The organism is uncultured Aquincola sp. (genome assembly GCF_964001545.1).
GTDB lineage: Bacteria > Pseudomonadota > Gammaproteobacteria > Burkholderiales > Burkholderiaceae_C > Aquincola.
Window position 1 is genome coordinate 21,220 of the sequence record NZ_CAXFDV010000849.1, and the last position, 6,272, is coordinate 27,491.

The 6,272-nt window shown below is 70.0% G+C and carries 7 protein-coding genes; 4 read left to right on the forward strand and 3 right to left on the reverse strand.

What is annotated here, in order from left to right; genetic code table 11:
• Positions 1-35 precede the first annotated feature (35 nt).
• The 4 genes from ABNT58_RS29370 to ABNT58_RS29385 are packed head-to-tail and all read left to right on the forward strand — an operon-like array spanning position 36 to position 3,480.
• Positions 36-533, forward strand: coding sequence for an Lrp/AsnC family transcriptional regulator (locus ABNT58_RS29370; protein WP_348756885.1), 498 nt, complete (start codon positions 36-38; stop codon positions 531-533).
• Between the two features lie 27 nt (positions 534-560).
• A complete protein-coding gene (locus tag ABNT58_RS29375) occupies positions 561-923 on the forward strand; it encodes a (2Fe-2S)-binding protein (RefSeq protein ID WP_348756886.1) in 363 nt (120 codons plus the stop codon).
• A complete protein-coding gene (locus ABNT58_RS29380; RefSeq protein ID WP_348756887.1) occupies positions 920-2,320 on the forward strand; it encodes an NAD(P)/FAD-dependent oxidoreductase in 1,401 nt (466 codons plus the stop codon). Before ABNT58_RS29375 ends, ABNT58_RS29380 begins: the two co-directional genes overlap by 4 nt.
• Positions 2,317-3,480 (forward strand): FAD-binding oxidoreductase, encoded by a 1,164-nt coding sequence (locus tag ABNT58_RS29385; protein WP_348756888.1) that lies wholly within the window; start codon positions 2,317-2,319, stop codon positions 3,478-3,480. The genes ABNT58_RS29380 and ABNT58_RS29385 overlap by 4 nt, the downstream gene beginning before the upstream one ends.
• Before the next feature lie 9 nt (positions 3,481-3,489).
• Here the strand turns inward: ABNT58_RS29385 and ABNT58_RS29390 are convergent, their stop codons facing one another.
• The 3 genes from ABNT58_RS29390 to ABNT58_RS29400 all read right to left on the reverse strand — a co-directional run bounded on the left by ABNT58_RS29390 (position 3,490) and on the right by ABNT58_RS29400 (position 6,252).
• The gene (locus ABNT58_RS29390; protein WP_348756889.1) at positions 3,490-4,473 is read right to left on the reverse strand and encodes an aldo/keto reductase; all 984 of its coding nucleotides are present in this window, start codon (positions 4,471-4,473) and stop codon (positions 3,490-3,492) included.
• A gap of 61 nt (positions 4,474-4,534) precedes the next feature.
• Positions 4,535-5,536 (reverse strand): NADP-dependent oxidoreductase, encoded by a 1,002-nt coding sequence (locus ABNT58_RS29395; protein ID WP_348756890.1) that lies wholly within the window; start codon positions 5,534-5,536, stop codon positions 4,535-4,537.
• 62 nt (positions 5,537-5,598) lie between these two features.
• A complete protein-coding gene (locus ABNT58_RS29400; protein ID WP_348756891.1) occupies positions 5,599-6,252 on the reverse strand; it encodes an SDR family NAD(P)-dependent oxidoreductase in 654 nt (217 codons plus the stop codon).
• Positions 6,253-6,272: the final 20 nt, after the last annotated feature.

Below are 6,272 nucleotides of genomic sequence, written 5' to 3' on the forward strand. Positions count from 1 at the left end.
CAGAATCCGGGTTCGTCCGTCTCTCTGGCTTCACCATGTCTTCCGAAACCCTCAAGGTCGACCGGCTCGACCTTCGCATCCTGGCCCAGCTGCAGAAAAACGGCCGCATGACCAACGTCGACCTGGCCGATGCGGTGGGCCTGTCGCCCAGCCCCTGCCTGATCCGCGTCAAGCGGCTGGAGCAGGCGGGCTACATCAGTGGCTACGGCGCCCAGCTGCGGCTGGAGAAGCTGGGCGACACGCTGACCGTCTTCACCGAGGTGACGCTGGCCGACCACCACCGCGAGGACTTCATCCGCTTCGAGGCCGCGATCCGCGACGTCGACGAGATCCTGGAGTGCCACCTGGTGAGCGGCGGCTACGACTACCTGCTGAAGTTCATGACCCGCGGCGTCAACCACTACCAGGAAGTGATCGAAGGCCTGCTCGAACGCAACATCGGCATCGAGAAGTACTTCAGCTACATCGTCATCAAGTCGCCGTTCATCAAGACCCATTACCCGATCGAACGGCTGTTCCCCCACCAGCGTTAGCGCGCTGCCGCATCACCCACCACCCCCATGTCCGCCCTACCGCCCCGCTTCATCCGGCTGGCCGAAACCGACCGGCCACCGATCACCCTGCTGGTGGATGGCCAGCCCGTGCAGGCCCTGGCCGGCGACACCTTGCTGGTGGCCGTGCTCAGCCAGGGGCGGCGGCTGCGCGACAGCGAATTTGGCGACGGCCCGCGCGCCGGCTTCTGCCTGATGGGCGCCTGCCAGGACTGCTGGGTGTGGACGCCGGCCGGCGAACGGCTGCGCGCCTGCTCCACCGTGGCGGAAGACGGCATGTCCATCCTGACGCGCCCGCCCCGTGGCCAGTGGCCGATGACGCCCGATCTGCAGGCCACGCTGGCCCGTCATGAGGTGGAGGTGCAGCTGTGACCCTGCCGCGCATCGTCATCGTCGGCACCGGCCCGGCCGGTGTGAGGGCCGCGCAAGCGGTGGTGGCCGCAGGCCTGCGGCCCATCGTCATCGACGAAGGCCGGCGCGACGGCGGCCAGATTTACCGCCGCCAGCCTGAAGGCTTCCAGCGGCCCTATGCCAAGTTGTACGGCAGCGAGGCGGCCAAGGCCCAGGCCCTGCACCAGGACTTCGATGCGTTGCGCCCCCAGGTGGACTACCGCAGCGAGACGCTGGCCTGGAACCTCACCGCCGTAGCCGAACAACCCGCGCTGCATGTGGTGCACCGGGGCGAGCCGCAGCTGCTGCCGTATGACGCACTGCTGGTGTGCAGCGGCGCCACCGACCGGCTGATGCCGGTGGAGGGCTGGCACCGCGCCGGCTGCTACAGCCTGGGCGCGGCGCAGATCGCGCTCAAGGCCCAGGCCTGCGCCATCGGCGGTCGTGTGGTGTTCCTGGGCAGCGGGCCGCTGCTGTACCTGGTGGCCTCGCAGTACGAGCAGGCCGGCGCCCATGTGGAAGCGGTGCTGGACACCGCACCGGCGATGAAGCCGCTGGCCGCGGTGCGCGGCCTGCTGGCACGGCCGGCGCTGGCCTGGCGCGGCGTGGGCCTGATCCGCGGCCTGCGGCGGGCCGGCGTCACCGTGCTGCAAGGCGTGCAGCCGCTGCGCATCGAAGGCAGCGACGCGATGGGCGCCGAAGCGGTGGTGGTGCGTGATGCCCAGGGCACGGTGCGCCGCTTTGAATGCGATGCGGTGGGCCTGGGCTGGCACCTGCGGGCCGAGACCCAGCTGGCCGACCTGGCGCGCTGCGACTTCCACTTCGAGCCGGTGAGCCGGCAGTGGCTGCCGCGCATCGACGAAGACGGCCGCAGCAGCACCCGCGGCGTGTACCTGGCCGGTGACGGCGTGCGCATCCTGGGCGCCGACGGTGCCGAGGCCGCAGGCCGGCTGGCGGCGCTGGCCGCGTTGAGCGACCTGGGCCATGACCGCGGCCGTGCGCTGCATGCGGCCGAAGCCCCGGCGCTGCGCCGCACGCTGGCGCAGATGGACCGCTTCCGCGACGGCCTGGCGCGGGCCTTTCCGTGGCCGCATGAACAGGCCGCGCAACTGCCCGACGATGCGGTGGTGTGCCGCTGCGAAGCCGTGACCGCCGGCGAGCTGCGCCGCTGCGTCACCGAGATGGGCGGCCAGGAAGTCAACCGCGCCAAGGCCTTCAGCCGCGTAGGCATGGGCCGCTGCCAGGGCCGCTTCTGCGGCCATGCTTCGGCCGAGATCGTGGCCCAGGCCGGCGGCGTGCCGGTGCAGCTGGTGGGCCGGCTGCGCTCGCAGGCACCGGTCAAGCCGCTGATGATGAACACCGCCGAGGTGAAGGCATGACGAACGAGACCTTGCGCACCGACGTGCTGGTGCTGGGCGGCGGCCTGATGGGCACTGCCACCGCGTTTTTCCTGCGCCAGCGGCATGGCCGCTCGGTCGCGCTGCTGGAGCGTGAGCTGATCGGCCGCCAGGCCAGCGGCACCAACTTCGGCAACGTGCGCCGCCAGGGCCGCGCGCTGGAACAGATGCCGCTGGCCAACCGCGCCCGCGAGGTGTGGGGCCGCGTCAAGCCGCTGCTGGGCGAAGACCTGGAGTTCGTGCCCTATGGCCACCTGCGCTGCTGCTACACCGAGCAGCAGGCCGCCAAGCTGGAACAGCATGCGCGCGACGTGGCGCCGCTGGGCCTGAAGCTGCAACTCTTCACCCGCCAGCAGCTGCAGCAGCGCTGGGGCATCTTCGCGCCCGAGGTGGTGGCAGGCTCGCTGTCACCCGAAGACGGCCATGCCAATCCGCGGCTGGCCGGCCCCGCCTTCGGCCGCGCGGCGGCGCGGCTGGGCGCCCACATCCACGAGCATGCCGAGGTGGTGCATGTGGAGCGTGAAGCCGGCGACTTCGTGGCCCACACCGCCGACGGCCGGCGCTTTCGCGCCGCGCAGCTGCTGGTGGCCTGCGGCGCCTGGTCCAACCGCATCGCCAGCCTGTTCGGCGAGACGGTGCCGCTGGAAGCCCGCGGCCCGCAGATGGGCGTGACCGAGCCGTTGCCGTATGGCATCGGGCCGTCGATCGGCGTGTCCACACCGGTGGAGCACGAGAGCCTGTACTTCCGCCAGATCCGGCGCGGCAACATCGTCTTCGGCGGTGGCCTCAAGGGCCCGGCCGATGCGGCCCATGTGCGGGCCTACGTCAAGCCCGACAACATCCTGCGGCAGATGCGCGAGCTGCGCCGCTTCGTGCCCGCCTTTGCCAACGTGCAGCTGATCCGCGTGTGGAGCGGCATCGAGGGCTATACCGCCGACTGGGCGCCGGTGATGGGCCCCAGCGCCCGCGTGCCCGGGCTGCACTACGCCTTCGGCTTCAACGGCGAAGGCTTTGCCATCAGCCCCGGCGTGGGCGACGTGATGGCCGAACTGCTGGCCACCGGCCGCACCAGCACCCCGATCGAGCCTTTCCACATCGGGCGCTTCGCGAAGGCGCAGGCGGGTAGCCTGCTGGCGGCGTGAGCGCGTACCTTACGCCACCGGATGCGCAGGGCTGCGCGCAGCCGGTGCGCCTGGCAGGGCGCTGACGGCGTCCAGGCGGGTCAGCTGCTGCGCCGACAGCGTGACACGCGCCGCTGCCAGGTAGTCGTCGAGCTGGCCGGCAGCGCGCGGGCCGATGATGGGCACCGAGCCATGCGTGCTGGCCCAGGCAATGGCCACCTGCCCCGGTGTGACGCCCAGTTCTTCGGCGATCGCCATCACCGTGTCGAGCACCCGTGTGCGCTGCGGCGAGTCTTCGGCCTGGAACACGCGACCGCCAAAGCCCTCGGCACGGCCTTTTTCGCCCTGGCGGTACTTGCCCGTCAGCATGCCGCCGCCCAGCGGCGACCAGGTGACGACGCCCAGCCCCAGCGCCTGGCTGGCGGGAAACAGGTCGGCCTCGGGCTCGCGGTGCACCAGGCTGTGCTCGAACTGTGCGGCGGCCACGGGCAGCGAATGCGTCAGCTCGGCCCAGGTGACGGCCCGCGACAGGCGCCAGGCCGGAAAGTTGGACAGGCCTGCATACAGGATCTTGCCGGCCCGCGCCAGATCGTCGAAGCCGCGCAGGATCTCGTCGACCGGGGTGACGCCATCGGGGTGGTGCGCCCAGTAGAGGTCGATGCGGTCGGTCTTCAGCCGGCGCAGGCTGGCTTCGACCGAGGCCACCATGGCCTTGCGGCTGTTGCCGGTGACCAGGCGGTTGGGTTGCGGCACGGCGCCCAGGGTGAACTTGGTCGCCAGCACGAAGTCTTCCCGCCGGCCTTGCAGCAGGCTGCCGAGCAGTTCTTCCGATTGGCCGAACTGGTAGGCATCTGCCCCGTCGATGAAGTTGCCGCCGGCATCGGCATAGGCATTGAAGAGGGCCGCCGCCACTTCGGGCTCGGCCCCATGGCCCCAACCCGTGCCGAAGTTGCCCGTGCCCAGCGCGAACTGGGACACCTGCAGGCCGGTCTTGCCAAAGCTCACGTATTTCATCGAGATTCCCGTCTGTGAAAGTAGAAGCGACGGCGCGTCCGGCGCTGGCCGGACGCCCGCCTTACCGAAGCTGGACCACCACCTTGCCCCGGGCGCGCCCCAGCGCCAGGTACGCCAGGGCCTGCGGGGCCTCGTCGAACGGGAACACCCGATCGATGACGGGCCGGATGTACCCGGCCTGCAGCAGCGCGCCGATCTCGGCCAGTTGCCGTCCGTCGGGGCGCACGAAGTGGAAGGCGTAGTCCACGCCCTTGCGGCCCGCCAGCTTCACCACCTTGCGGCGCATCAGCCCCAACACGAACTTCAGAACGGGGTTGAGCTTTCTTGCTTCGGCAAAGGCCGCGTCCAGGGGACCGATCAGCGAGACGAGACGCCCGCCCGGTTTGAGGATGCCCAGCGCCTTCTCGACCGTGTCGCCACGCACCGTGCCCAGCGCAGCGTCGTAGCCGGTGAGCACCTGCTCGAACTGCTGGGTCTTGTAGTCGACGATCTCTTCGGCGCCCAAGTCGCGCACCAGCGCAACGTTGGCCGTGCTCACGGTCGTGCCCACCCGGGCGCCCAGATGGTGCGCCAGCTGGATGGCGAAGGTGCCGATGCCGCCCGATCCGGCCGAGATGAACAGCTTCTGTCCGCGGCGCAGGCCGATGCATTCCTTCAGCGCCTGCCAGGAGGTCAGGCCCACCATGGGGATCGACGCGGCCTGCACGAAGTCGAGCCCGGTCGGTTTCAGCGCCACGGCGCTTTCCGGCACCGCGGCGAACTCTGCCAGCGCGCCCCTGTCCAGATCGAAGGTGCTGGCAAACACCTCGTCACCGGGCTTGAAGCGCGTCACCCGGCTGCCGACTGCCACCACCACGCCGGCCAGATCGCTGCCCATCACGGCCGGCAGCTGGAACTTCATCACCAGCTTGAAGGTGCCTTGCGGGATCATGTTGTCGATCGGGTTCAGGCCGGCCGCATGCACCTGCACCAGCAGCTCGTCGGGCTGCAAGGTGGGGGTGTCGATGGTGGCGAACCCGATGTCGGGCGACTTCCCGTAGCGCTTGAAGGTGAGTGCTTTCATGGGACTGGGGTGTTCGGCAGGCACGGTGCGGCGCGCTGCGCGGGTTGTGGGGCGTGCGGGCGTCAGGCCAGACCGAACTGCTTGTGCAGCACCTTGTCGAACAGGGCGCGCGGCAGAAAGCGGCGCGCCAAGGCGCCTTGCTGCGCCGATGGGCCCGACGGGTAGTGCAGCAACGGGCGCTCTGCCAGGGCGGCCCTCACGATGGTCTGCGCCACGCTCTCAGGGGTGTCGGCCACCGCCATGGCACGTTCATAAGCCGCCAGGTAGCCTTGACGCAGCGTGTCGTAGGCGCGCAGCGGTTGGTCGGCTGCGGTGGTGCTGGTGTCGAAGGACGTCTTTGTCGCGCCCGGTTCAATCACTGCCACGCGGATGCCGAAGCCGCGGACCTCGTGGTCCAGCGACTCCGAGTAGCCTTCCAGCGCATGCTTGGTCGCCGAGTAGTAGGCACTGAACGGCGAAGGGATGAACCCCAGGCCCGACCCGATGTTCAGGATGCGGCCACCTTGCTGCTGGCGCATGACCGGCAGCACGGCATTGGTCACCCCCACCACGCCATGGAAGTTGGTCAAGCTGCCTGCAGCGCCCGCGCCGCCGCGCCGGCTGGTGCCGTAGACCGCGAAGCCGGCGGCCAGCAACTGCCGGGCGGCAGCTGCGCCAATGCCGGAGGAAGCGCCGGTCACGAGTGCCACGCGCTTGAGCTTGTTTGACTGCGTCATGGGATGCCTTGGAACGGGAA

Coding starts and splice junctions, on each gene's coding strand:
- ABNT58_RS29385 (WP_348756888.1), top strand. CDS start 2,317: ATGACGAACGAGACCTTGCGCACCGACGTGCTGGTGCTGGGCGGCGGC.
- ABNT58_RS29400 (WP_348756891.1), bottom strand. CDS start 6,252: ATGACGCAGTCAAACAAGCTCAAGCGCGTGGCACTCGTGACCGGCGCT.
- ABNT58_RS29370 (WP_348756885.1), top strand. CDS start 36: ATGTCTTCCGAAACCCTCAAGGTCGACCGGCTCGACCTTCGCATCCTG.
- ABNT58_RS29395 (WP_348756890.1), bottom strand. CDS start 5,536: ATGAAAGCACTCACCTTCAAGCGCTACGGGAAGTCGCCCGACATCGGG.
- ABNT58_RS29375 (WP_348756886.1), top strand. CDS start 561: ATGTCCGCCCTACCGCCCCGCTTCATCCGGCTGGCCGAAACCGACCGG.
- ABNT58_RS29390 (WP_348756889.1), bottom strand. CDS start 4,473: ATGAAATACGTGAGCTTTGGCAAGACCGGCCTGCAGGTGTCCCAGTTC.